Consider the following 21,813-nt stretch of genomic DNA (forward strand, 5'->3'; position numbering starts at 1 on the left):
CTCGAGTTCGGTCTCGAGCGACTTGGCTTCTTCAACCGTGATGACGCCCTCGTTGCCGACCTTCTTCATGGCGTCGGAGAGGAACTTGCCGATCTCGGCGTCGCCGTTGGCAGAGATAGTGCCGACCTGGGCGATTTCCTCGTTCGAGGTGACTTTTTTGGAGTTCTTGACGAGGTCGGCGACCACGGCTTCCACCGCCATGTCGATACCACGCTTCAGATCCATCGGGTTCATGCCGGCGGCAACAGACTTGGCGCCTTCTCGGACGATCGCAGCCGCGAGAACGGTCGCGGTGGTGGTGCCGTCGCCGGCAGCATCTGCCGACTTGGAGGCGACTTCGCGCACCATCTGCGCGCCCATGTTCTCGAACTTGTCGTCGAGCTCGATCTCCTTGGCGACGGTGACGCCGTCCTTGGTGATGCGGGGAGCGCCGAACGACTTGTCGAGCACGACGTTGCGGCCCTTTGGGCCGAGCGTGACCTTGACCGCGTTGTTGAGAATTTCGACGCCGCGCAGCATCCTATCGCGGGCATCTACGCCGAATTTGACTTCCTTGGCTGACATAATGGTCTCCGTATGCCCATAACCCAAGGGCCGCGCGACGGGCGGATTCCTGAGGGATGAGATTTCGATTGCAGGCCTCTTCCTTCGAGACGCCGGCTGCGCCGGCTCCTCAGGATGAGGGAACGGGCTAAAGCGCTTAAGCGGCCTTCTTCTTGGCGGCGGGAACGTCAGTGAGAACGCCCATGATGTCGCTTTCCTTCATGATCAGAAGTTCCTGACCATCGAGCTTGACCTCGGTGCCCGACCACTTGCCGAACAACACGCGGTCACCCGCCTTGAGGTCGATCGGGATCAACTTGCCGGATTCGTCACGGCTGCCCGGACCAACGGCGATGATCTCGCCCTGCGAGGGCTTTTCCTTGGCACTGTCCGGAATAAGGATGCCGCCTGCGGTTTTGTCTTCGGCATCGATGCGTTTGACCACGACGCGGTCGTGGAGCGGACGGAACTTCATGCGATCCTCCATGGCTTTGTGATTATTTCTGGATTGGCAGTCGCAATGAGCGAGTGCTAGCCGCTCTTCACATAAGCTTGTAACACTGGGGCGCAAGGGCTTTGGCCCACGAGGTTGCTAATTCAATTCCCATAGTAACCCCAAAAGCGAACAGCAGGGCTCGGAAGCCGTCGTGTGCCGTCTAACGTGCTCAGGAAATGTCCTTCGGACCTGTTCTTATAGCCCGGCGGCACTGTCCGTATTTAAGCCCCGGTGTCCTAAGTTGAATTTGGAAGTGTCCTAATTCCGATTCGCGGCGCATAATGAGCAAATGGAAGAGACCCGTCACAGAGCCTGTATTTGCGGAGCGGTCTACAACCGCACCGAGTCTATGGCTCCCGAACGCCAGATCAGCAGCTTCGAGTGTTCGGTCTGCGACCAGACCATGGAAAGCTGGAACACGGCCTGGGTGCCTTCCTACCGCCTAATCGCGGGTCCTGTTAGGCCGCTCCAGATCAGCTAGGAACGCTTTTGGTTTCCTGACGTTCGACGTTGTTATGAAGCGATACTTTTTCGACTTGCGAGACGGTGACGAACTGACCCCCGACGATGAGGGTCTGGAACTCTCTACCATGGAGGCTGTGCAAGAAGAGGCCGCGCGTTCGCTGGCAGACATGGCGAGGGACGTGTACCGTAGGCCCCACAATGGAGCGGGACACCGGATGGCTATCGAAGTCAGGGACGACACCGGACCGGTGTTACAAGCCAAATTCACGTTCCAGATAGAACGGCTCAAGCACTAAGGCGCCCTCGTTAAAGGATGCTGAGAAGGTAAGCCAGTTCGCGCTGATACCGCTCTGCTGATGAGTTCACCTGCAACCGCTTGCCCTCCACTCATGTGGAAACTGCCGATCTTGAGCCGAGAAATCGGAATGCTTTTCGCGCCGCTGATACGGCCAGATGACCCAAGGTCGTCAGTAATTACGAACGAGTCCGCCGGATTATCGCGATCGAAAAGCTGCCGAATATTTTTCACAACGCGCGCTCAACATACATTTGAGAAGCGCGGTCAGGGGAAGCGCGAAGCTTTTAAACCCACCATCGTCATAACGATTCTGCACCAAAACAAATTGCGATTCTCCTCGCTATTCGGCAGATAGTCACTATACTTAACGCATCACCGCGCGCCCCCGGGCTATTATCGGTGACTGAGAGCGTTGCGCTCCCGCCTTAACCAAAAAAGGCGGTCACATGTCAGATACCCTCAAATTCGATCTTCGTGATTGGCTGGTGCCTCCGGTGCTGTTTCCGATCTTTTTTGCGCTGCTGATCACTGCCACCGTGATTATTCAGTGGTAGTCCGCCTCAAGTGACTTGCCGGCAACAGGAATCCGAGCGCTTAACAGAAAGCAGGAGTCGGAATGGCAAATACGGCGATCGTCAGAGACGCATACGGCGTTCCGGCAATGTTTGTTGATTCGAAAACCGGCAAGGATGACGCGGCCTTTGTCTTTATCAGGGTCGGCGATGAGGAGCGCCGGATGCGTTGGGCAGAATGGAATTCGCTTCCCGCCTGGACTGGCGTTCGTCCGTCCTGGGCGACCAAACGCTAATGGACCCAGCAAGGTTGCTATCTGACGCCGGAGTACCCATCTGATCAGTTAGCCCAGCGGGATCGCGACAAACGCGCACATCCCGTCGCGACGCCTTAGCCACGCCAAATCATATCAACAGTATCGACCAACGGCATATCGCCTCGATATGCGCGTTACGGGTCAGGACAATCTATGGCCATCGAGCATGCCGCCGTGCAGGTTGTGCGCAAACCATGGGGGATAGGCGATCTCCATCCATGGAGCAGCATCGACGTTGCCGGTGACCCGGTTGGAGAGTTGTGGTTCCAGCGCACGCATAAGCATGCAGCCATCCCGGCCCTGCTGCTCAAATTGCTGTTCACCAGCGAGCCCCTGTCGATTCAGGTTCATCCGGACGATGAATTTGCCCGCTCAATCGGCTTGCCGAACGGCAAGACTGAAGCTTGGTACATTCTCGCAGCAGCCCCAGGGGCGCGGGTTGCGCTGGGACTGAAGCGGCGACTCACGCCACAGGCATTGCGCGCAGCGATCAGGGACGGCTCGATTGCCGATCTCACGCAATGGCGCCCCGTCGCGAAAGGCGACATCATCTTCGTCCCCGCCGGCACGATCCACGCCATTGGCGCCGGTATCGTGCTCGCCGAGATTCAGCAGCGCAGCGATACGACATTCCGCCTGTTTGACTATGGCAGGCAGCGCGAACTGCATGAAAAAAGCGCCGTCGCTGTTTCCGACGCCGGGCCGGTTCAGCCCGAAACCGGTCCACGACGCATCACCACGGCTCGAACAGCCCTGATCACAAGCCAGCATTTCGTCATTGAGTTGATCGACCTGCCGGCGAACTCGAATTGGGCACTCAATGCCGATCGGGAAACCTGGATCCTTGCGATCGAGGGCAGGGCGCGGATCGGTTCGACGAACATGTCGGTCGGTGATGCCGTCTTTATCGAGGGTGATCGATCCGGCATCGAGGTCGGCGCGGACGGCATGCGCGGCCTGATGGCTTATCCGGGACCTGATCCCGTTGTTGCCTTACTTCAGGGCGCCGGAGAGCTGACCAAATATGCCGGCATGTCCGCCGGTGACGCGCCGAAATCAAGCGAGACTGTCGAGGTACAAGCATGACGCCGCTCCGCCGCATCGCCGTTGTCGGCAATTCGCTGCCCCGCCGTTGCGGGATCGCAACCTTTACGACCGACCTGCAGCAGGCGATCTCCACATCACGCCCGAATCTCGAGACCTGCATCGTGGCGATGACCGATCATGGCCAAACCTATGACTATCCCAAGGCGGTCGCTTTTCAGATCCAGGATAACAAGATCGAAGAATACATCCGTGCAGCAGACTTCCTGAATGCCGGCCGGTTCGACACCGTGTGCCTGCAGCACGAATTCGGAATTTTCGGTGGCGAAGCCGGGGGCAACGTCCTCGAACTGCTGTCGCGCCTCACCATGCCTGTCGTGACGACGTTCCACACCGTGCTGGCAAATCCGACCGCCCCGCAACGCGCGGTCATGGAGCGCATCGTCGATGCCTCGTCGAAGGTCGTGGTGATGGCCAACAAGGGCCGAGAACTGCTGCGCAGCATCTATCAGGTGCCGGACGACAAGATCGAGGTCATAGCCCACGGCATTCCCGACGTCGCGCTTGTCGCGCCCGATGCGGCGAAGGCAAGGCTCGGATTTGACGGAAAGTCGATCATTCTGACATTCGGCCTGCTGTCCCCCAACAAGGGCATTGAAGTCATGATAGACGCCATGCCGTCGATTCTTAAGCGTCGCGCCGATGCGTTGTATGTCGTCCTTGGCGCAACGCATCCGAATCTAGTTCGAGACCAGGGCGAGGCGTATCGCAACAGACTGATGAGGCGGGTCCGCGAACTTGGCGTCGAGGACCACGTTGTGTTCCTCGACCGCTTCGTCGATCTGCCCACGCTGCTCGAATTCATCTCGATGTGCGACGTCTATGTCACGCCCTATCTCAACGAGGCGCAGATGACGTCGGGAACGTTGGCCTACAGCTTCGGACTGGGGAAGCCCGTCGTTTCGACGCCTTACTGGCATGCTCGCGAACTGTTGGCCAATGGACGCGGCGTCCTGGTGCCGTTCGGTGATGCGACGGCGATCGGCAGCAAGATCGCGGAATTGCTCACCGACGACGTTCGCCGGCAGGCGATGTGCCGGCGCGCCTATGCGGTCAGCAGAACCATGACGTGGGGACGCACCGCCGAGCACTACATGTCGGTTTTCGAGAGCGCGTCTCAGGGTCACTGGCTCAAGGTCATTGCGCCCTCCAACACGGGCGTTCCGGAGCCACGCGGCCCTGCGGCGCCGGACATGCAAATCGGCTATTTCCTGTCGATGTGCGACGATACCGGCCTGTTCCAGCACGCCGTGCATTCGGTGCCTGATCGCTCGCACGGCTATTGCGTTGATGACAACGCCCGCGCGATGCTTTTGGCCTGCGCCCTCAATAGTCCGGGCGAACAGCCGCTGTCGGAAGTCTTGACGGCTCGCTTCGCCGCTTTCGTGCAGCATGCATGGAATCCTGACACCGGGCGGTTTCGCAACTTCATGGGCTTCAATCGAACCTGGCTCGAAGCCAGCGGGTCCGAAGACAGTCACGCCCGGACGCTTTGGGCGCTCGGCGAAACCGCGCGCAGCGACGCAACTCCGTCGCGGCGCCAGTGGGCGGTTGCCTTGTTCGCCGAGGCTCTGTCGACTGTAGAGACCTTTCGCTCTCCGCGGGCGTGGGCGTTCACCCTGCTGGGTTTGGGCGCTTATTGCGCCGTGGCTCCCGATGATCTCCACGCCCAGGAGATCCGGCATTCTCTTGCCGACAGGTTGATGTCCTGTCTGGCTTCGGTCGAAACCCCGGACTGGGTGTGGTTCGAGGAAGGGTTGGCTTACGACAACGCCCGCCTGCCGCAGGCGCTGATGATGACAGGCGCGGCGACGCAAACGCCTGAATACGTGCAGGCCGGATTGAGGTCTCTGCGCTGGCTGATGACGCGACAAACGACGCCGGCAGGGCATTTCCGGCCGGTCGGCACCGCCGGCTTCGGCGAATTGCGGCAGCTTCCCCGCGCATTTGATCAGCAGCCCGTGGAAGCGACGGCGACGATCGCTGCCTGCCTTACGGCATGGCGGGCGGATGGCGATGCCGAGTGGAAAGCGCTTGCGACCCGTGCCTTCACCTGGTTTCTCGGCAGCAACGATCTGTCGGTGGCGCTGGTCGATCCGCACACCGGCAGTTGCCGCGATGGACTCCACCCCGATCGTGCCAATGAAAACCGCGGCGGCGAGTCGGTGGTGTGCTATCTGCTTGGGCTTGCGGAGATTCGCCAGCTTGCGCGCGTCAACGCCGGCCTGACCAAACCCGCGGCACTGCGCGCCATGGGCGCCTGATTGTTGCCTCCTGCTCTAGCGATCGAGGACACCGTGTCACAGGCCACCTTCCTGAACCGGCAGGCGCTCTATTTGCGTCCCGATCCCGCGCGGGTGATCGTGCGCCCGTTCAAGCCGGCGACTGAACCCCGCGATTTCAACCCGACCGACAAGACGCGGGCAAATCATATCGTCGACCGGGTTCTCGCCCTCGACTCCGAAGCCGTTGCTTCCCAGCTCGCGGACGTTCTTGAAAATTTCCTCGGACGGCATCGGAACCTGCTGGAGAAGTTTGAGGCCCGCGCGAACGAAATGGAGGAGGCTTTCGCAGCCCATGGCAGCTTTTCAAAGATCCAGCGCCAGTTGATCGGAGCTTATTTTCTCAATGAGTATTCGTTCGAAGCCTCTGCCTTGTTCAATCCCAGCATCGTGCCGCACCCCGACCAATCGGACGCGCCGAAGGGCGGCCTGCGCTTCATTCTCAGCCTCCGTGCCATCGGCGAAGGGCACGTGTCGTCACTGACGTTTCGGGGCGGCACATTCGCAGCCGACGGCAGTCTGACCGTTGATCCGACGGCGCGGCTTGCCTCGAGTCCCCGGATTTGCAATCGCGAATCCGGACCGGACGGCGATCATGTCGAACTGATCTTCAAGCCCGAGGAAGAGCTCAGCGAGCGTGTCATCTTTCCGGTTACCGAATCCCAATCGAACGGCATCGAGGACGCCCGCTTTGTCGAGTTCAGCGATGGCGGCCGGAAAACCCACTACGCCACCTATACCGCCTATAGCGGGCGGGCGATCCGTTCCGAACTGATCGAGACCCGCGATTTCATGTCGTTCCGGTTGGCGCCCTTGAGGGGTCCTGCGGCCCGCAACAAGGGAATGGCGCTGTTCCCGCGCAAGATCGGCGGCAAATACGCCATGATCGGGCGACAGGACAATGAGAACCTGTACCTGATCTATTCGGACGACCTGTACACTTGGGGCGACGGCCAGGCCATTCTGAAGCCGGAATTTCCCTGGGAGTTCGTTCAGATCGGCAATTGCGGATCGCCTATCGAGCTCGATGAAGGGTGGCTGCTGCTGACGCATGGCGTCGGCCCGGTGCGCAAATACTCGATCGGGGCGGCGTTGCTCGACAAGAACGACCCCTCGAAGGTGCTAGCCCGCTCCCGCGAGCCGTTGCTGCGGCCCGAGCCGTCGGAGCGCGAGGGATACGTCCCCAACGTCGTCTATACCTGCGGGGCAATGCGGCACAACGACCACATCATTCTGCCATACGCGGTGTCGGATACCTTCTCCAATTTCGCGACCATCAAGATTTCGGCGCTGATGCAGGCGATGAAAAGTTGACCGCCGCTTGAGCAGCGCCAATTCGTCCATTGAAAAGTCAGGGAGCCTGAATGAGCGAGCGACTTGAAACGCTGAAGAAAGCCCGTGCGCGCATGATCGAGGAAAGGGACGTGCATACGAAGGTGCTGGCCGCTCCTTTTGACCGGGACAAGGCCGAGCGGGCACGCAACAAGTTCATCGAGATTCAGATGCTGGTCGACGCGCTGGATCGCGCCATCAGTGGAGAGGAAGTCATTTTGCCGAAAGGCTGAACCGCGGCGGCAGGGAGGCACAGCATCAACTAATGCATGGCTATTCGGGGGCAAAGGGCGCACAGTTGCACAATGCGAGTCTTCAGATTGCGCCGAACGAACTCCCTGGTTCAAACCCTGGATCCCACGGCAGGAGAAGAATGCAGGCTTGGCGCCATGTCCTTTCGAGCGTCGGCCAGGCTTGAAGGGGCGAGGTGATGCCTACGCTATCGAAGCTCCTGCTGGAGAATGGGTTGCCCGATCTTCCGGTGTTGTTGATCGAGCCGCATCGCAACCATAGGGGGATATGGCGCATCAAATTCAGCTATGAAACGGGCGAGCCGTTCTCCATGGCTGCGACCCAGGCATCGATCATGGTTTCCCGTCTGCATGAGATCGGGGAAGTCGAACTGGCCGAAGAGATCGACGGCGCGATGAAAATTGCGACGCGCTACGCGACAATGTGAAATTCGGCGTGCAAAGACGGCGTCATCATCAACCCAAAGGAGATCGACATGGCCAAGGGCGAGCAAAAAGGTAACAGGGAAGCCAAGAAACCCAAGAAAGAGAAGATCAAGACAATAGCTGCGGCGCCAAGCCAAAAGGCCGCGGGATGGCAACCGGGCTTCGCGTCCGGCAAGAAGAAGTAGCAACACAAGCGTCGACGTAAAGCTATCCGCTGGACTGACGCATTCGAGCGCGTGCGCAAAGGACGTTCCCGCAGGTCTTCGTGATCGCGCGGCGCTGGTTGGCCCATTGCGTCGTGGGCGTGGCCTGCGCTTCGTGGGGCCCGGCTTGTTCTGATGGTGGCCAAACGCCGGGTGATACTACCCGCAAAAGGAATTCGGATGAAAATTACGCTCGCCGTATTGACGCTCTGCGCATGCGCGCAAGGTGCTCTCGCCGCTGGACCGGAATGCCGTACAATCGAAAGCACGAGCGGGCGACTTGCCTGCTACGATGCGGCGACTCCTCCGAGAATAGCAAAGCCGGTAGCCATCGAAAGCGACGCGTCGCGGCCGCCCTACAAAGACCCCTTCATCGCGGAAGACGCCCGAACCACCGCCAAGCTAAAGGGTATCTGCCGCGGCTGTTGAAGATTGATGCTTTCCGGCCATGGGCGTTGCAGCAGGCCCGCTATCAAGGGACCGACGGGTAGCGGCGCTTCTTGGTGCCCTTGCCGGAACGAGCCCGGTAGCCCTTGCAGAACCCGATTTGGAGTCGCGCACATTTACCGATCCGCCACTGGCCGCGCATCCGTCCGCTAATGACCCGAATGTATGGTCCGGCCGTGCGCTGCAAAGCGTGTTGAACTCGAAATGAAGATCGTGAGGTACCGCCAGTTGGTGGACCGGACCGCGGACGAGAAATTCCTGAGGCGCATCAGGACTCAGATCGCGGAACTTGAGCAGAAGCTCCGAGAGATCGACGAGTAAGGCCGCTTTGATTGCCCCGGGTCGTTGAACCTTATTGCGCCTCCGCAGACAGATAATTGCCGGGGGATTGCACTATCCGGATTCAACACAGCGCCACCAAGCATTATTCGGCTTGGGGGCGCTGTCTGCATTAGTAGTCTAGTTTGATCCAGCGAATGGCCGATTTCGGCCGGCACCGGTCGCTGGGTACTGTCCGTGTTTGACGCGAAATTGTCCTAGGCTGCGGGCAGTGTCCTGATCCGTCTTGGACAAGGGTTCGGAGCGTTAAAGTTTCTTAGGTTGGCAACCGGACACAAAGGGAATCTACTCGTCCCATCACCGCCCCACCTTCGGCTTCCATCGGTGACTGAGAGTGTTGTGCTCCCGCCCGTTTCGGAGAGCCACCATGCCCCGCATCCAACGCAACCAACCCAAAGCGCCGTTACAAGACCGTCTGATGCTGGAGGCCATGCGCCTCAAGGACGAGGCGAACGAACTCCCGCCGGGTTCGTTGCGCGACGCCAGGATCAGAAAAGCTCGCCAAGCTGTAACCGCTTGCCATGTGAATGAGTGGCTTTCGTCGCCCGGACTGCAAGCGCCGCAGTAGGGTCGCCTCAGTTGGCGGCCTCTTTCGGACCACTCTGGTGGCGGACGGATGTGATCTACCAGATCTACCCGCGCTCCTTTCAAGATACGAACGCCAACGGCATCGGCGACCTCAAGGGGATCGAGCGGCGGCTCGACTATCTTGCCGGCCTTGGCGTCGACGCCATCTGGATCTCACCCATCTACCCTTCGCCGATGGCTGATTTCGGCTATGACGTCACCGATTATTGCGACGTCGATTCGCGCTTCGGTGTGCTTGCCGATTTTGACAGTCTGCTTTCACAGGCCCATGCGCGCGGGCTCAAGATTCTGCTCGACTTCGTGCCCAACCACACATCCGACCGGCATCCCTGGTTCGTCGAGAGCCGCGCCTCGCGCGACAATCCGAAACGGGATTGGTACATCTGGCGCGATCCCGCACCGAATGGCGGGCCACCCAACAACTGGATCAGCGATTTCGGCGGCTCGGCATGGCAGTGGGACCAGGCCACCAACCAATATTACTACCACGCCTTCCTGAAGGAGCAGGCGGACCTCAACTGGCGTAATCCGGCCGTGCAGGCGGCGATGTACAGCGTGATGCGCTTCTGGTTCGACCGAGGCGTGGACGGCCTTCGCATCGACGTGCTGTGGCACCTGGTCAAGGCGGCAGACTTCCCGGACAATCCGCCCAACCCCGCCTATCAGGCGGCGATGGGCGATATGCACCGGGTGCTCCAGCTCCATTCGACCGACCAGCCCGAGGTGCACGAGATCGCCGCCGACATGCGCGCCATCGCCGATAGTTACGGCGCCAGTGGACGGGGCGAACGCGTGCTGATCGGCGAGATCTACCTGCCGGTCGATCGGCTGCTGCGCTATTACGGCCGGGAACGGGCAGGGGTGCACCTGCCCTTCAACTTCCAGCTCATCGATGCGCCGTGGGAGGCGCGCTCCCTCGCGACGCTGATCGCCAACTACGAGGCGGCGCTTCCGCCAGGCGCTTGGCCGAATTGGGTGCTCGGCAACCATGACCGGCCACGCGTCGCAGCCAAGCGTGTGCAGGCCCAAGCCCGCGTCGCGGCGATGCTGCTGCTGACGCTCCGCGGCACGCCCACCCTCTACTACGGAGACGAGTTGGGCTTGAGCGATGTCTCAATCCCGTCTGCCCAGGTTCAGGATCCGCGCGGGCTGCGCGAACCCGGGCTCGCCTTGGGCCGCGATCCGGTCCGCACGCCGATGCCGTGGAACGGGAGCAGGAATGCTGGCTTCACCACGGCTAAGCCCTGGCTGCCGCTCAATGACGACTGGCCGACTCGCAACGTTGCGCGGATGGCGCAGGAGCCTCATTCGATCCTGGCGCTTTATCGCCAATTGCTGGCCGCCAGGCGCGCGCATCCAGCGTTGGCGATCGGCGACTTTGCGCTGCTGGACGCGGAGGGCGATGTACTCGCCTATGAGCGTCGGCACGGTGCCGAGCGATTGATCGTAGCACTCAATCTCGGGGAACATTTGCATCGCCTGGAGCTGCCGGACTGGGCGAGCGATTTCCGGGTGCTCTTGTCCACTGTCGCCGACGCAGCGCTGGCCGGAGACGGTGCCGTGCTGCTACGGGCGGACGAGGGCGTGATTCTGACGGCCGACTAACGAAAGCAACGAAGGATAACCGCGTGCGTATTGCCATGCTAGCTCCAATCTCCTGGCGCACGCCGCCGCGCCATTATGGTCCATGGGAGTTGGTGACGAGCCTGTTGACCGAGGCGCTGGTGGCGCGCGGCATCGACGTCACCTTGTTCGCCACGAAGGATAGCCGGACGGCGGGCAAACTGGCCGGTGTCTGCCCGGCGCCCTATTCCGAGGACCCCACGATCGACGCCAAGGTATGGGAGATGCTCCACGTCGCCCGTGTATTCGAGCGCGCGGGTGAGTTCGACCTCATTCACAACCAAGCCGATTTCGTGCCGCTCGCATTCTCGCGGTTGGTGGAGACACCGGTGGTGACGACGATCCACGGCTTCTCCTCGGAGCGCATCCTGCCCGCCTTCAAGGCATACGAGGATCGCGTCCATTATGTCGCGATCAGCGATGCCGATCGCCATCCGGACCTGCGCTATGCAGCAACAATCCACCACGGTATTCGGCTGGAGGACTTTCCCTTCGACCCGCACGGCAGCGAAGACCTGCTCTTCTTCGGCCGTATCCACCCGGACAAGGGGGCGGCCGAGGCGATAGCGGCGGCAGGTCGAGCGGGGCGGCGGCTGATCATGGCCGGTATCGTCCAGGATCAGGACTATCATAACGAGCAGGTCGTGCCCGCGCTAAACGAGCGTTCCGTGGTCTATCGCGGCCCGGTGGGCGGAGCGGCCCGCACGAACGCGCTGGGCTCAGCCCGCGCGCTGCTCCATCTTATCAATTTCGACGAGCCGTTCGGACTATCGGTCGTGGAGGCGCTCGCCTGCGGCACGCCGGTGATCGCCTGCAACCGCGGATCGATGCCCGAGCTGATCGACAATGGCGTGACTGGCTTCCTGGTCAACAACGTCGATGAAGCCGTAAATGCGATCAGCCGTATCGGCGAAATTGATCGCGCCGTATGCCGAGCAGCGGTGTCTGAGCGTTTTACGGTCGACCGGATGGCTGATCGATATCTGGACTTGTACCGATCGCTCCTTGGCTGAGGACCTTCTCGGCTTCATTGCCAAGCTTCGTCTGCTTGTGGCAGATTGTGTTGCAAAAGTTTGCCGAAGCTGTCAAAAATTCTGAGGGCCGCAGGCACGATTTTCGTGTAGAGATGTGAGGGACCTCATCGCCTCACGCTAAACTCATAGGCGACTTCGGTAACGCGATTGAGGTTATCCGAATCGTCGATCGCCTCGCGTTTTAAGGTTTCACCAAAAATTCGGACTGATGCAGCTTTCGACTTTTGCAACAGTATCGGCACTTTTCGGACCTGAGCATTCGGGCTGACGATGTCGGTTTACGAGGGCACAGCGGACTTCGTTTTCGGGCGCGTCTAGGTCCGTTGCTGACCCAAACCGGACTCAGCACCGGCCGTCGTGTATCCGTGAACGTGTCTACCGCGGTCGGTGCCTTCCCACTATTTGCTTTGTGCCGGTCGCTTTCCTGTGTGCCGCGGCCTCTTCGGCCCTTTGGAGCGCACCTCGTAATTCGAGTAAGTCAGTCAGCTGAGAGGCGAGATTGTAGGAAATATTGGCAGCGCCCTTGAGTTTGGCTGAAGTCTGAAACAATTCCTTCATTGAAATCTCCTCGTCAAAGTCGAAACTCTTACCGAAAGAAACAATTCATAGGTCCGTGACTCACTCGGGCGTCATGCGGCGGCATCAATGCTTTGCCCGCGCGCTTACGCAAAATCATGTTAAAATAATACGGCCGCCTCACGGGCTCCCTGTGCAAGTCAGCCCGTAAGTGCTTGCTCTGGGGTCGAACCTCTGCATTATGCGGATCGTTTCCTCGCACACGATCTTGTTAGGGTTTCCGCCCCAGGACTTGATGTACGGGAGCATCTCAGCCTCTGCATGCGTCAGTGAATAGGCTGCTGCAGATGTGCAGGCGTTGTCGGCCGCGGAGGCGGGCTTTGGAATAGGAATTTCGATACGCGCTTCATATGGGCGCGCACTTACCATTCCAGCGGTCAGCATGACGAATAGGATTTGACTAGCAAGGAAGTGCGGCTTGTGGACCTCAAATTGAGGATCTAGCATTTTTAAGCATAGTGCTCACGCTCTGATAAGGCGCGAGCGCTACCGAACCCACAGTCACCGATCGAAGCCGAGAACGGAACGGTGATAATTGAAGCTATGCGCCCCTGAAGTTAGGAAAGCAACTCAATACCAAAAATTTGCTGCGCGCCTTTCGGAGTCATATGAGACCGCATCATTTTCGGCGGGTGAAACCGACCGTTACAGGTTTGTTACATCCCGTTCCAGCAGTCGCGGCTTTTTCGGCGCGATTGAAGGAGATGGCGACTACGGCAGTATCACTGTCTTGAAGTCGCCTCGCGACCAGCCATGTTAGCTTAGTCGATGAGAGCGTAGGACTTATCGACATCACGGTAGGCAACGCGACGCGCCTCGGCGCATCGCAACGTTCCACCACGCGACGCTGCGCGTCGCACCACATCGCTACGCAACACGGGAGCCGCTGGGGACGTCCCGGCGGCTCTCGCGCGTTTAGCGCGGTTCACGCTCCCGCAAACCTCGCATGGATGGAGCAGCGCATGGCGAGGCTCCGGAACCAAGCTGCGCTTGTTGGACCCAGATAGCGAGACAATTCGGACGCCACGCCGAACACTTTGGGGGTATCCAGACGACCATCCGCCAAAGCCAACGGAGGCAATTTAGCCCGGATGCCTTAATTCGCCCGTGAGAAGTTGTGTGACCTCCGGCAATTTAAGGAGGCCTGTTACATCGCAATCGACGCAGCGGAATTTGCGTCCTCCCGTTTTCACGAGCACAAATCGCATAGACATGCTGCACTTCGGGCAGATCGGAGGCGGGGAATTCTTGGGCATGGGATCTCCCTTTCACAAAGGCGGGAGCTCAACACTCTCAGTCACCGACAACAGCCGAAAGCGCGAAACGGTGATAAATCACCCTGCGCCTTTTAACGGTCCAATAGCGAGCCAATTCCGAACAATCGACACGGTATTCAGGCACTCCGCCATTTCCAGTTTAGATCGGCTTCGATCCGCAGGATCAGAATTGCGGCTGGCGGCTTCTCACTCGAACGATCCACATTGATTGGCATCGACAGTAACGCAGCGACATCCGATTTCATCTTTACCGATATCCGATGTCTGCCTTTGGCAGATACTGTTGCAAAAGTCGAAATTTGCATCAGTCCGAAGTTTTGGTGAAACCTTAAAACGCGAGGCGATTGACGATTCGGATAACCTCAATCGCGTTACCGAAGTCGCCTATGAGTTTAGCGCGAGGCGATGAGGTCTCCTTCAGATCTCTACACGAAAATCGCGCCTGCGGCCCTCAGAATTTTTGACACCTTCGGCAAAACGACTTTTGCAACACAATCGGCACAAAACGGACATCGATCCGGCGATGGTCGATGTCCGCCATCGGGGTAAAGCGGAAATGCGGTAGCGGTGCCGTTACGATGTTCTTTGCCAAAGCATCGATGATGCTCAGCCTCCTAGTCTAGGAATTGTCGCTCATTCGACGAAATCGCAAGGCACGCCGCTGAGGCTAACCTGCAGGTCAGTCGTGTTCTGCTTGGCCTGCTGCATGGACAGGCCCTTCCAGTGCATCTCAAATGCTTCCGGGCTGGCATAGACCTCGTACAGCATGATCGTGTCGGCTTCCGTCTGCGGCACGAGGATTTCGAACTTCAAGGTGCCGGGTTCGGTCGCCAAGCAACGCTGAGCGTGAGCCTTTAGGTGTTTCAGATATTCGTTCCGCTTGCCCGGGGTGGTCTTGATGGTTGCCACGATTGCTAGTTTGGCCATATGTTCATCCCCTTCTCGCTAGGCGATGCGCCACTTATGTAGTGTGCGCTCAAAGCGGACGTCAGCCAATGCCAGAGGTTCTTACGTCTCGAAAACGACGAGCCGGGCCGCCAAATAAGATACCGCGGCTGCGGCGCATGCCCCGCCTATCGTAGCGGCTGTGCGTCTAATTGTCCGGCCCCAGTTCATAGATCGTCCCTTAGGCCCTTGAAGAACGGATGCCGCACCGTGCCTTCTGCGGACTTCGCCCGGTACTCGATTTCGGCCAACAACTCCGGTTCCATCCCAGATGCCCTTGTGTGCAATCCTCTTTGCGTAGGGCTGTGTCTTGCGGATCAGCGGCGTCAGTCGTTTGCGCAGATCGGCAGCGGATGCCTTGTCGAAGCCGTGATCGACCTTACCCGCATAGAACAGGTCGTTGCCCTTGCGGCGGGCGAGATAGATGATCCCCGAATGCCGCTGCGAGCCGCTCCTTAAGGGATTGTTACTGGTTGTTTGTCAGCATACCGCCATTGCAACTAGAGCGCGACGAGCGACAGCGAATTCCGAATGCTTTAACCCGACCAGCGTCTCTCATAGGAGGCCCACTTTGCTCAGGGGCTTCGTGATTGCAGCCTTGGTGCATCGCAGCTAGATCAGTATCTCACCCATGGTCGGTATACCGACGCGGCCATGTCGATGCTGCGACAGATCAGGCACTCGTTTGGCGTTTGAGGGTGGACGCCGTTTGCCAAAAGGGCGCTTCCCCCGCGCGCGTTGCATCGTAGCCGTTCCCGAATTGGCAATGAGATCGATTTTGCCGCTGCCTGACGCCTCCCGCGTTCGGAACCGCAACCTTTTTTGCCTAGGTGAATTTAGTTCATGGGTCTCGGGGCTTCGCAAAACTGCGAGGCGAGCCATGTTCCTACGGCCAATTGATGCTTTTCTTGCCGTTGTCACTCTAGGAACCGCAGTCCTGATCGAGATCGCTGCATTCATCGTCATAGGACTGATCTAGGGCGCACTGGCTCGCAACGCGGGGCACGGAATCGTTAGCGTGCCCGTTTTTGTTCAACGTTTCTATGGAACCAAAGGGGCTGGCGCTGGTAACCCCGTGTCAAGCGATCCCTCCAGCACCCGAGCGAAGCGTGTCCAAGCCCCTAATCCTCGTCATCGAGGACGAGTATCCGGTGCAGGGCATAGTTGAAGATGCGCTCACCGAAGGCGGTTTTGAAACCGATATTCTCTCCTCAGCGGAAGAAGCCCTGACCTTGTTCAAGAGCGGGAGCAAGAACTACAAGGCGCTCGTCACCGACGTTAGCTTGAAGGGCAGATTGAGCGGTTGGGAGGTGGCGAGACAGATCAGGGAAAAAGACCCTGCCTTTCCGGTCGTCTACATGACGGGCGCGGCTGCGGACGATTGGGCGTCGCAAGGCGTCCCCAACAGCATCCTGCTGCAAAAGCCGTTTGCGCCCGCGCAGCTTGTCACCGCCGTTTCCCAGCTTCTGAATAGCGCAAGCTCAAATCAAAGCATGGCCCCACCCTCGGCTTCCGAGGCCAAATGAGCAAGGCCTGCGTGCACGGTCCCGCCTGGGGTAGTGGGCTGGGGGCTTTGGGACGGAACCGTGCCAGGCCGCTCGGGGTTGGCGACCCGATCTGATAACGCGGCGCTGTTAGCTGTCGTTCCTGCGCGACGCAAATGCGCGCGAGGCCCGGATGAGGGTATCCGGGCCTCTGGCAAAAACCTCAACAGCACCCCTCCGTGCCGCTCGGTCGATGCTCGAATGAACGCTAGAGCATAGATCGACGGGCGCGTATTGATCTGGGGCAAGCCACGGCCCGCGTTGATGTATGCGGACATCGCGCGCCGCGCGGCGGGGACCTTAGCGCCGCGCCCGCCGATGTCCGTGGTTCTCACAAATTTGGCAGGCTTGTCGGAGGCCAGACAGACGAACCGGACGACATTGGTTAGTCTCTTGCCTGATCAATGTGAGGCTCGCCATGGGACGATTTTATTTTCACCTCAGTGCGGGCGACGAACTAACATCCGATGACGAAGGAATGGATTTACCGGATCTTTCTGCGGCTAAGCGCGAGGCTATGCTAACTGCCCGTGAACTTTTGGTCGAAGCAATCAAGAGCGGTAAGCAAACGGTTCCGGAGGCTTTCGTTATCGCAGATGATGAAGGTCGAGCGCTCGACACCATATCGCTCGCAGCGGTTCTGCCCGCAACAAGTAAGCGCGTTCAGCGCCCTTTCGGGATATCTCGCTCACAGTATGCTGGCAATTCGCGCTCGGCCTTCGGCAATTTGATGATGTACTGCGCGGCGTCGCGGAGCGTGACCAGCGGCTTCCGACCCGGCACCATGATTGGATCGAAGAACCGCTGATTCCGTGATCACAGCTCACATCCCATTGCGTGGACAACCTCGGTGCGAACCATGTCCGAGATTTGCCAATAACCGGACATGTGGCGGATATGTCAAAATCGACGCGAATGACCCATGAAGTAGGCCCTAGTCCCGCAGCGGCCCGATATGCTTTGATGCTTGGGGCTGGAACTGAGACGCATGGTGGCCTCATGTACATAGTCATTCGAAAGTACACAAAGGTTCGTTCGGTTGCGGATGCCGCTCGCCGCGCCAAAAGCGGCATCGGTCAGATCCTAAGGGAATCGCACGGATTCAGATCTTATCATGTACTGGATGGAGGCGAAGGCGTCGCTGTCGCTGTGATGATATTCGAGGACCGCGAAAGCGCCAATGCAGCGAACGATAAAGTACTGGAGTTTGTTCAAGCAAGCCTGCCTGATCTTAATCTTGGACATCCCGAAATCATCGCCGGGGAAGTTTTGGTGAATATAGAATCTGATGCGTAATTGTTCGTAAAGGCTACTCATCCGCTACGGGCGCAAGCACGGCGTCGAGAGGCGGCCGTAGCGTTCGCCAACAAGAAAAGTCGTGTCCACTTTAACCCTTGCGCGTGAACGCTAGGTCTTCACTCAGAAGACTGTCCAGAGGAGTGCACGCGCGATGTCGCCTGTTGGGCACCTTTGAGACATGCCCGCCTATCGAGCGAATGTCCGTTCACTGGGGTAGACCGGAAGTCGCCTCGGTCCGTTCAAACCGACGCGAATGATGTGGTGGACGACGCCCGCTCCGGGCATCGAATGTGCCAAAGGGTGATTGTTCAACAACGAATCACCGGAGGGGGCCGTCCACATGCAGGTTAGCACCATCGGCGTTGATCTCGCCAAGAACGTGTTCCAAGTGCACGGCGTGGATAGTGCGGGCAAGGTCGTCATCACCCGCCAAATGCGGCGCAAGCAGGTCATCGACTTCTTTAGCAAGATTCCCCCTTGCCTGGTCGGCATGGAAGCCTGCGGAACCGCTCATCATTGGGCGCGTGAAGTCTCCAAGCTCGGTCACACCGTGCGTCTGATGCCGTTACGTGAAGGGCTATGTCAAACGGTCGAAAAGCGATGCTGCCGACGCAGCCGCCATCTGTGAGGCCGTGACACGCCCATCAATGCGGTTCGTGCCGATTAAGTCGGCCGATCAGCAAGCCTTGCTGATATTGCATCGAACGCGGGATCTTTTAATCCGTCAGCGCACGCAGCTGATCAATGCGCTCCGAGCCCACCTTGCCGAGTTCGGCCTCGTTGCGGAGATGGGGCGCGAAGGTCTCGCGCAGCTTGCCGCGATCATCACGGACGAAAGTAACCGCGAAGCTCTTCCATCTGCGATGAAACAGGCGCTGCAGGCCATTGTCGACCAACTCGCTGCTCTGGAATTGCAAATCGGGACTCTGGATCGCGCCATTCACGCCCATCATCGTGCCAATGACATGAGCTGCCGCCTCGAGACCGTGCCCGGGATTGGCGTGATCGGGGCCACGGCCATTGCTTCCACTGTCACAGACCCGAGTGACTTCAAATCCGGTCGGGATTTTGCGGCATGGATCGGACTTGCGCCGCGGCAGCATTCGACGGGGGGCAAGGAGCGGCTCGGCGGCATCTCCAAGCAAGGAGATCGCTATCTCCGACGGCTGCTCGTCATGTGCAACAGCCGTTGTTCGACACGCCCGGCAGCAGCCGCAAAAGCATCCCTGGGTCATGAGGCTGCTGGCCAAGAAGCCGGCCAAGCTCGTCGCCGTTGCCGTTGCCAACAAGATGGCGCGCATCGCTTGGGCGATCATGGCCAAGGGAGGATACGAGCGCCGGAGCTTGCTGCAGCCGCCTGAAGAGGCTTGGCAATAGGAGCCTGAGGCGACGGCGGAGCAAGACAACCGAATTGCGAGGGTGATGATGGCGTGATGCGAAACGGTCGAGCCGTCGATTGGGACAACCCGCTTCTGGGTCATGGGCGTCAAAGCCCGTGCGAATGATTGGGACCCGATCCGCGGACTACATCAGGGCCAGCGGTCATGGTGCCGCGCAAACAGGCCGGACACATGACTTGCACCCGACCGCGCGCCGAACGTCAGATTCTTCTTGCAACGCGGGCGTCGTCCACACATGACCCAAAGCCGACCTTGTGCAGTGCACACCCCCATTGATATGCTCGATCATTCAGTCAGCGGGGGAGTGGCGAACGATGTCCGATATCTCGCGTCGGGACCTGACACTTGGCGCAGCCGGTGCTTACGCCGCGTTTGGACTTGACAAGCCGATCACATTTGGCGACGCGGCTCACGCTCAACAGTCGGTCAAACAACTTTTCCGCAAATACAAGGTCGGCGACATTGAAGTCTTCTCTCTGATTGATGGCATGCGGGACGTTCCGCTGCGGGAGGGCATGGTCAGGAATGTCGGCGTCGAACAGGTCAAGGCCGCGTTGCGTACTGCCGGTTTTCCCGACAATCAGGCGCCCCTGCGGTTTATCGTCATGGCGCTCAAGCTGCGCGATCAAGTGGTCCTGATCGACGCGGGCACGGGCGGTCATCAGATTTATGGTGATGGGAACGGCAAGCTATTGGAGAGCATGGCGGCGGCAGGCCTTGACCCCAAGGCAGTCAAAACGATCCTCATCTCCCATCTCCACGGCGACCACATTTATGGCCTCATGAACAATGAGACCAATGCGCAGGTCTTCCCGGATGCCGAAATAGTGGTGCCCGCCGCGGAATTGAACTGGTGGACGCGCCCGGGCGTCGAGTCGATCGATCTCGGACCGACGCGCAAAGGCCTCGCCCAACGCATTCAGGCCACGGTGGCGACTTGGAAAAACGTCAGGCCCTTTGAGGGAGAACCAGAACTCCTGCCCGGTGTGCACGCCGTTCAGGCGCCCGGCCATAGCCCGGGAATGGTTGCGCATCTGGTCACCTCCGGCGGCGAACAGTTCCTGATCAGCGCTGACGTGGTCAATCTTGCGCCCCACATTTCAACAAATCCCGAGTGGCAGCTTTCTATCGACCAGGATCCGCAAATGGCTGTCGAAACGCGAAGGAAGATCTTCGATCGCGCGGTCGCCGACAAGCTCACCATTTCGGGTACTCACTGGTTGATGCCCAACGTCGGCAAGCTGGCCAAGGATGGCAACAGCTACGTATTCGCAGCCGAGTGGTAAATCCCCCGCGAAACTACCCCGTTGGCAATTGAACGATGACTGCTGCCCGTAGCGGAGAACCGGTCGGCATCTGAGTCAGCTTTTGACCGACAACGGAACACAGTTGCTAGTTGCTCAATCCATAGGCTGCGGACCGGCGTATCCTTCTGCTATAGGCTGTAGCATGCTGGTTAGCCCGGAGATTATACATGGTTGAGATTAGTGAGCTGCGAGCACGTTTCCGCGAAGTTGTCGCGACCGAAGATGAACTCCGAGCCGTCGTCGGCGAGCCTCCTCAGCACTCGGTGGCTAAAGTCGTCACCGCCATCGACCACATTGCACGCGCGTTCATCGAGCACGCGCCATTCGCATTCGTCGCCTCCGCGGGCGAAGCTGGTCGGCTGGACGTTTCACCAAGAGGCGACCCTGCCGGCTTCGTGAAGGTGCTGGACGAGTATACCCTTGCGGTTCCTGACCGGCTCGGCAACCGCCGCTTGGATACCTTTCGCAACGTGCTGCGCAATCCGAATGTCGGAATAATCTTTATCATTCCGGGCGTGACGCACACACTTCGGGTAAGCGGGAAAGCGATCATCGTGAGAGACGACTTCCTCCGAAATACGATGAAGGTGAACGGCAAGGCGCCCGATCATGTCCTGGTGGTGGGGGTGGAAAGGGTCTTCGGACACTGTCCGAAGTGCATGATCAGATCGGGCCTCTGGCGGCCCGATACGTGGGGCGAGCCGACAGCCGTGTCCTCTTTTGCGGAAATGCTGGTGGCCCACGCCAAGCCCCAGAAAAGTGTCGACCAGATGCAGGCCATCATCGAGACGGGCAATAAGGAAAGGCTGTATTGAGGAAGATGGGAGCGCTTGGTGTTCAATAGGAGGCGCCGACACCTATCCGAGACGTACACCTGGATCCCTTCGCCCGGGCCATATTCCAGAAGGCACGCTATCGGAGGGTTCATCCGCAGCCAACGTCGCTTCTTGGCACCTTTGAGACATGGCGACCGGCCCCGACGATGTCCGTTTCCTGGGGAAGACCGGAAGTAACTGACGGCGCGACCTCGTACGCCGGGATGCGCCTTACTTTTTCGTTTCGTCCTGTTTTACGGGGGCCGGCGCGCCATCTTTGTCTCTCTTGATATTGCCCTTGGTACTGCTCACGCCGGTGGTGTCATCGAACCATTTGGCTTGGCACCGTCCGTCGTTCCAATCTTCTCCATTCCGGTTTGCAGAGCGGGG

19 protein-coding genes and 2 pseudogenes are annotated in these 21,813 nt (G+C 59.2%); 17 read left to right on the forward strand and 4 right to left on the reverse strand.

Annotation, left to right across the window (positions count from 1 at the left end; translation table 11 throughout):
• Both CP49_RS47770 and CP49_RS24695 read right to left on the reverse strand, forming a co-directional pair.
• Nucleotides 1-564 (reverse strand): TCP-1/cpn60 chaperonin family protein (locus tag CP49_RS47770; RefSeq protein ID WP_276326851.1); only part of this gene is annotated, 564 nt, incomplete at its 3' end.
• Nucleotides 565-700: 136 nt separating this feature from the next.
• Entirely contained in the window at nucleotides 701-1,018 is a 318-nt protein-coding gene (locus tag CP49_RS24695) for a co-chaperone GroES (protein ID WP_057852829.1), read from the reverse strand.
• Between the two features lie 536 nt (nucleotides 1,019-1,554).
• Here CP49_RS24695 and CP49_RS49380 point away from each other — a divergent pair.
• The 11 genes from CP49_RS49380 to CP49_RS24740 all read left to right on the forward strand — a co-directional run bounded on the left by CP49_RS49380 (nucleotide 1,555) and on the right by CP49_RS24740 (nucleotide 12,239).
• Nucleotides 1,555-1,800: a DUF6894 family protein gene (locus CP49_RS49380; RefSeq protein ID WP_057852775.1), complete on the forward strand. Its 246-nt coding sequence runs from the start codon at nucleotides 1,555-1,557 to the stop codon at nucleotides 1,798-1,800.
• 618 nt (nucleotides 1,801-2,418) lie between these two features.
• On the forward strand, nucleotides 2,419-2,610 hold the full coding sequence (locus tag CP49_RS24705) for a hypothetical protein (RefSeq protein WP_057852776.1): 192 nt from the start codon (nucleotides 2,419-2,421) through the stop codon (nucleotides 2,608-2,610).
• A gap of 174 nt (nucleotides 2,611-2,784) precedes the next feature.
• Nucleotides 2,785-3,717: a cupin domain-containing protein gene (locus CP49_RS24710; protein ID WP_057852777.1), complete on the forward strand. Its 933-nt coding sequence runs from the start codon at nucleotides 2,785-2,787 to the stop codon at nucleotides 3,715-3,717.
• Complete coding sequence (locus CP49_RS24715) at nucleotides 3,714-5,999, forward strand: glycosyltransferase family 4 protein (RefSeq protein ID WP_057852778.1); 2,286 nt, start codon at nucleotides 3,714-3,716, stop codon at nucleotides 5,997-5,999. Before CP49_RS24710 ends, CP49_RS24715 begins: the two co-directional genes overlap by 4 nt.
• 33 nt (nucleotides 6,000-6,032) lie before the next feature.
• Entirely contained in the window at nucleotides 6,033-7,331 is a 1,299-nt protein-coding gene (locus tag CP49_RS24720; RefSeq protein ID WP_057852830.1) for a glycoside hydrolase family 130 protein, read from the forward strand.
• A 50-nt stretch (nucleotides 7,332-7,381) separates the two neighbouring features.
• Nucleotides 7,382-7,582 carry a hypothetical protein gene (locus tag CP49_RS24725; RefSeq protein ID WP_057852779.1) on the forward strand — a complete coding sequence of 67 codons (201 nt, stop codon included), beginning with the start codon at nucleotides 7,382-7,384 and terminating at the stop codon, nucleotides 7,580-7,582.
• A gap of 233 nt (nucleotides 7,583-7,815) precedes the next feature.
• The gene (locus tag CP49_RS24730) at nucleotides 7,816-8,028 is read left to right on the forward strand and encodes a hypothetical protein (protein ID WP_244608209.1); all 213 of its coding nucleotides are present in this window, start codon (nucleotides 7,816-7,818) and stop codon (nucleotides 8,026-8,028) included.
• Nucleotides 8,029-8,076: 48 nt separating this feature from the next.
• Nucleotides 8,077-8,211, forward strand: a complete 135-nt coding sequence (locus CP49_RS48715; RefSeq protein WP_256476724.1) for a hypothetical protein — start codon at nucleotides 8,077-8,079, stop codon at nucleotides 8,209-8,211.
• Nucleotides 8,212-9,382: 1,171 nt separating this feature from the next.
• Nucleotides 9,383-9,583, forward strand: coding sequence for a hypothetical protein (locus tag CP49_RS43310; RefSeq protein WP_082646220.1), 201 nt, complete (start codon nucleotides 9,383-9,385; stop codon nucleotides 9,581-9,583).
• An 11-nt stretch (nucleotides 9,584-9,594) separates the two neighbouring features.
• The gene (locus CP49_RS24735; protein ID WP_057852781.1) at nucleotides 9,595-11,208 is read left to right on the forward strand and encodes an alpha-amylase family glycosyl hydrolase; all 1,614 of its coding nucleotides are present in this window, start codon (nucleotides 9,595-9,597) and stop codon (nucleotides 11,206-11,208) included.
• A 23-nt stretch (nucleotides 11,209-11,231) separates the two neighbouring features.
• A complete protein-coding gene (locus CP49_RS24740; protein WP_057852782.1) occupies nucleotides 11,232-12,239 on the forward strand; it encodes a glycosyltransferase family 4 protein in 1,008 nt (335 codons plus the stop codon).
• A gap of 2,507 nt (nucleotides 12,240-14,746) precedes the next feature.
• Here the strand turns inward: CP49_RS24740 and CP49_RS24755 are convergent.
• A complete protein-coding gene (locus tag CP49_RS24755) occupies nucleotides 14,747-15,040 on the reverse strand; it encodes a putative quinol monooxygenase (RefSeq protein ID WP_057852785.1) in 294 nt (97 codons plus the stop codon).
• A 185-nt stretch (nucleotides 15,041-15,225) separates the two neighbouring features.
• A pseudogene (locus CP49_RS43315) lies at nucleotides 15,226-15,484 on the reverse strand (ATP dependent DNA ligase); the annotation flags it as partial.
• 602 nt (nucleotides 15,485-16,086) lie between these two features.
• Between CP49_RS43315 and CP49_RS24760 the strand changes: the two are divergent.
• From CP49_RS24760 to CP49_RS24780, 6 genes and pseudogenes are all read left to right on the forward strand, one after another.
• Nucleotides 16,087-16,584, forward strand: coding sequence for a response regulator (locus CP49_RS24760; protein ID WP_245310845.1), 498 nt, complete (start codon nucleotides 16,087-16,089; stop codon nucleotides 16,582-16,584).
• Between the two features lie 436 nt (nucleotides 16,585-17,020).
• Nucleotides 17,021-17,410 (forward strand): DUF6894 family protein, encoded by a 390-nt coding sequence (locus tag CP49_RS24765; protein ID WP_057852786.1) that lies wholly within the window; start codon nucleotides 17,021-17,023, stop codon nucleotides 17,408-17,410.
• Nucleotides 17,411-17,601: 191 nt separating this feature from the next.
• Entirely contained in the window at nucleotides 17,602-17,898 is a 297-nt protein-coding gene (locus CP49_RS43320) for a hypothetical protein (RefSeq protein WP_082646235.1), read from the forward strand.
• 343 nt (nucleotides 17,899-18,241) lie between these two features.
• Nucleotides 18,242-19,278 (forward strand): annotated as a pseudogene (locus CP49_RS24770) (IS110 family RNA-guided transposase).
• A gap of 337 nt (nucleotides 19,279-19,615) precedes the next feature.
• On the forward strand, nucleotides 19,616-20,587 hold the full coding sequence (locus CP49_RS24775; RefSeq protein WP_057852787.1) for an MBL fold metallo-hydrolase: 972 nt from the start codon (nucleotides 19,616-19,618) through the stop codon (nucleotides 20,585-20,587).
• 188 nt (nucleotides 20,588-20,775) lie between these two features.
• Entirely contained in the window at nucleotides 20,776-21,423 is a 648-nt protein-coding gene (locus tag CP49_RS24780; protein ID WP_057852788.1) for an MSMEG_1061 family FMN-dependent PPOX-type flavoprotein, read from the forward strand.
• Nucleotides 21,424-21,813 lie beyond the last annotated feature (390 nt).

The organism is Bradyrhizobium valentinum (assembly GCF_001440405.1).
Classification (GTDB): domain Bacteria; phylum Pseudomonadota; class Alphaproteobacteria; order Rhizobiales; family Xanthobacteraceae; genus Bradyrhizobium; species Bradyrhizobium valentinum.

Bases quoted from the DNA above. Each gene is read 5' to 3' on its own strand.
- CP49_RS24695 (WP_057852829.1), bottom strand. From the start codon at position 1,018: ATGAAGTTCCGTCCGCTCCACGACCGCGTCGTGGTCAAACGCATCGAT.
- CP49_RS49380 (WP_057852775.1), top strand. From the start codon at position 1,555: ATGAAGCGATACTTTTTCGACTTGCGAGACGGTGACGAACTGACCCCC.
- CP49_RS24705 (WP_057852776.1), top strand. From the start codon at position 2,419: ATGGCAAATACGGCGATCGTCAGAGACGCATACGGCGTTCCGGCAATG.
- CP49_RS24710 (WP_057852777.1), top strand. From the start codon at position 2,785: ATGGCCATCGAGCATGCCGCCGTGCAGGTTGTGCGCAAACCATGGGGG.
- CP49_RS24715 (WP_057852778.1), top strand. From the start codon at position 3,714: ATGACGCCGCTCCGCCGCATCGCCGTTGTCGGCAATTCGCTGCCCCGC.
- CP49_RS24725 (WP_057852779.1), top strand. From the start codon at position 7,382: ATGAGCGAGCGACTTGAAACGCTGAAGAAAGCCCGTGCGCGCATGATC.
- CP49_RS48715 (WP_256476724.1), top strand. From the start codon at position 8,077: ATGGCCAAGGGCGAGCAAAAAGGTAACAGGGAAGCCAAGAAACCCAAG.
- CP49_RS43310 (WP_082646220.1), top strand. From the start codon at position 9,383: ATGCCCCGCATCCAACGCAACCAACCCAAAGCGCCGTTACAAGACCGT.
- CP49_RS24755 (WP_057852785.1), bottom strand. From the start codon at position 15,040: ATGGCCAAACTAGCAATCGTGGCAACCATCAAGACCACCCCGGGCAAG.
- CP49_RS24765 (WP_057852786.1), top strand. From the start codon at position 17,021: ATGGGACGATTTTATTTTCACCTCAGTGCGGGCGACGAACTAACATCC.
- CP49_RS43320 (WP_082646235.1), top strand. From the start codon at position 17,602: ATGTACATAGTCATTCGAAAGTACACAAAGGTTCGTTCGGTTGCGGAT.
- CP49_RS24775 (WP_057852787.1), top strand. From the start codon at position 19,616: ATGTCCGATATCTCGCGTCGGGACCTGACACTTGGCGCAGCCGGTGCT.
- CP49_RS24780 (WP_057852788.1), top strand. From the start codon at position 20,776: ATGGTTGAGATTAGTGAGCTGCGAGCACGTTTCCGCGAAGTTGTCGCG.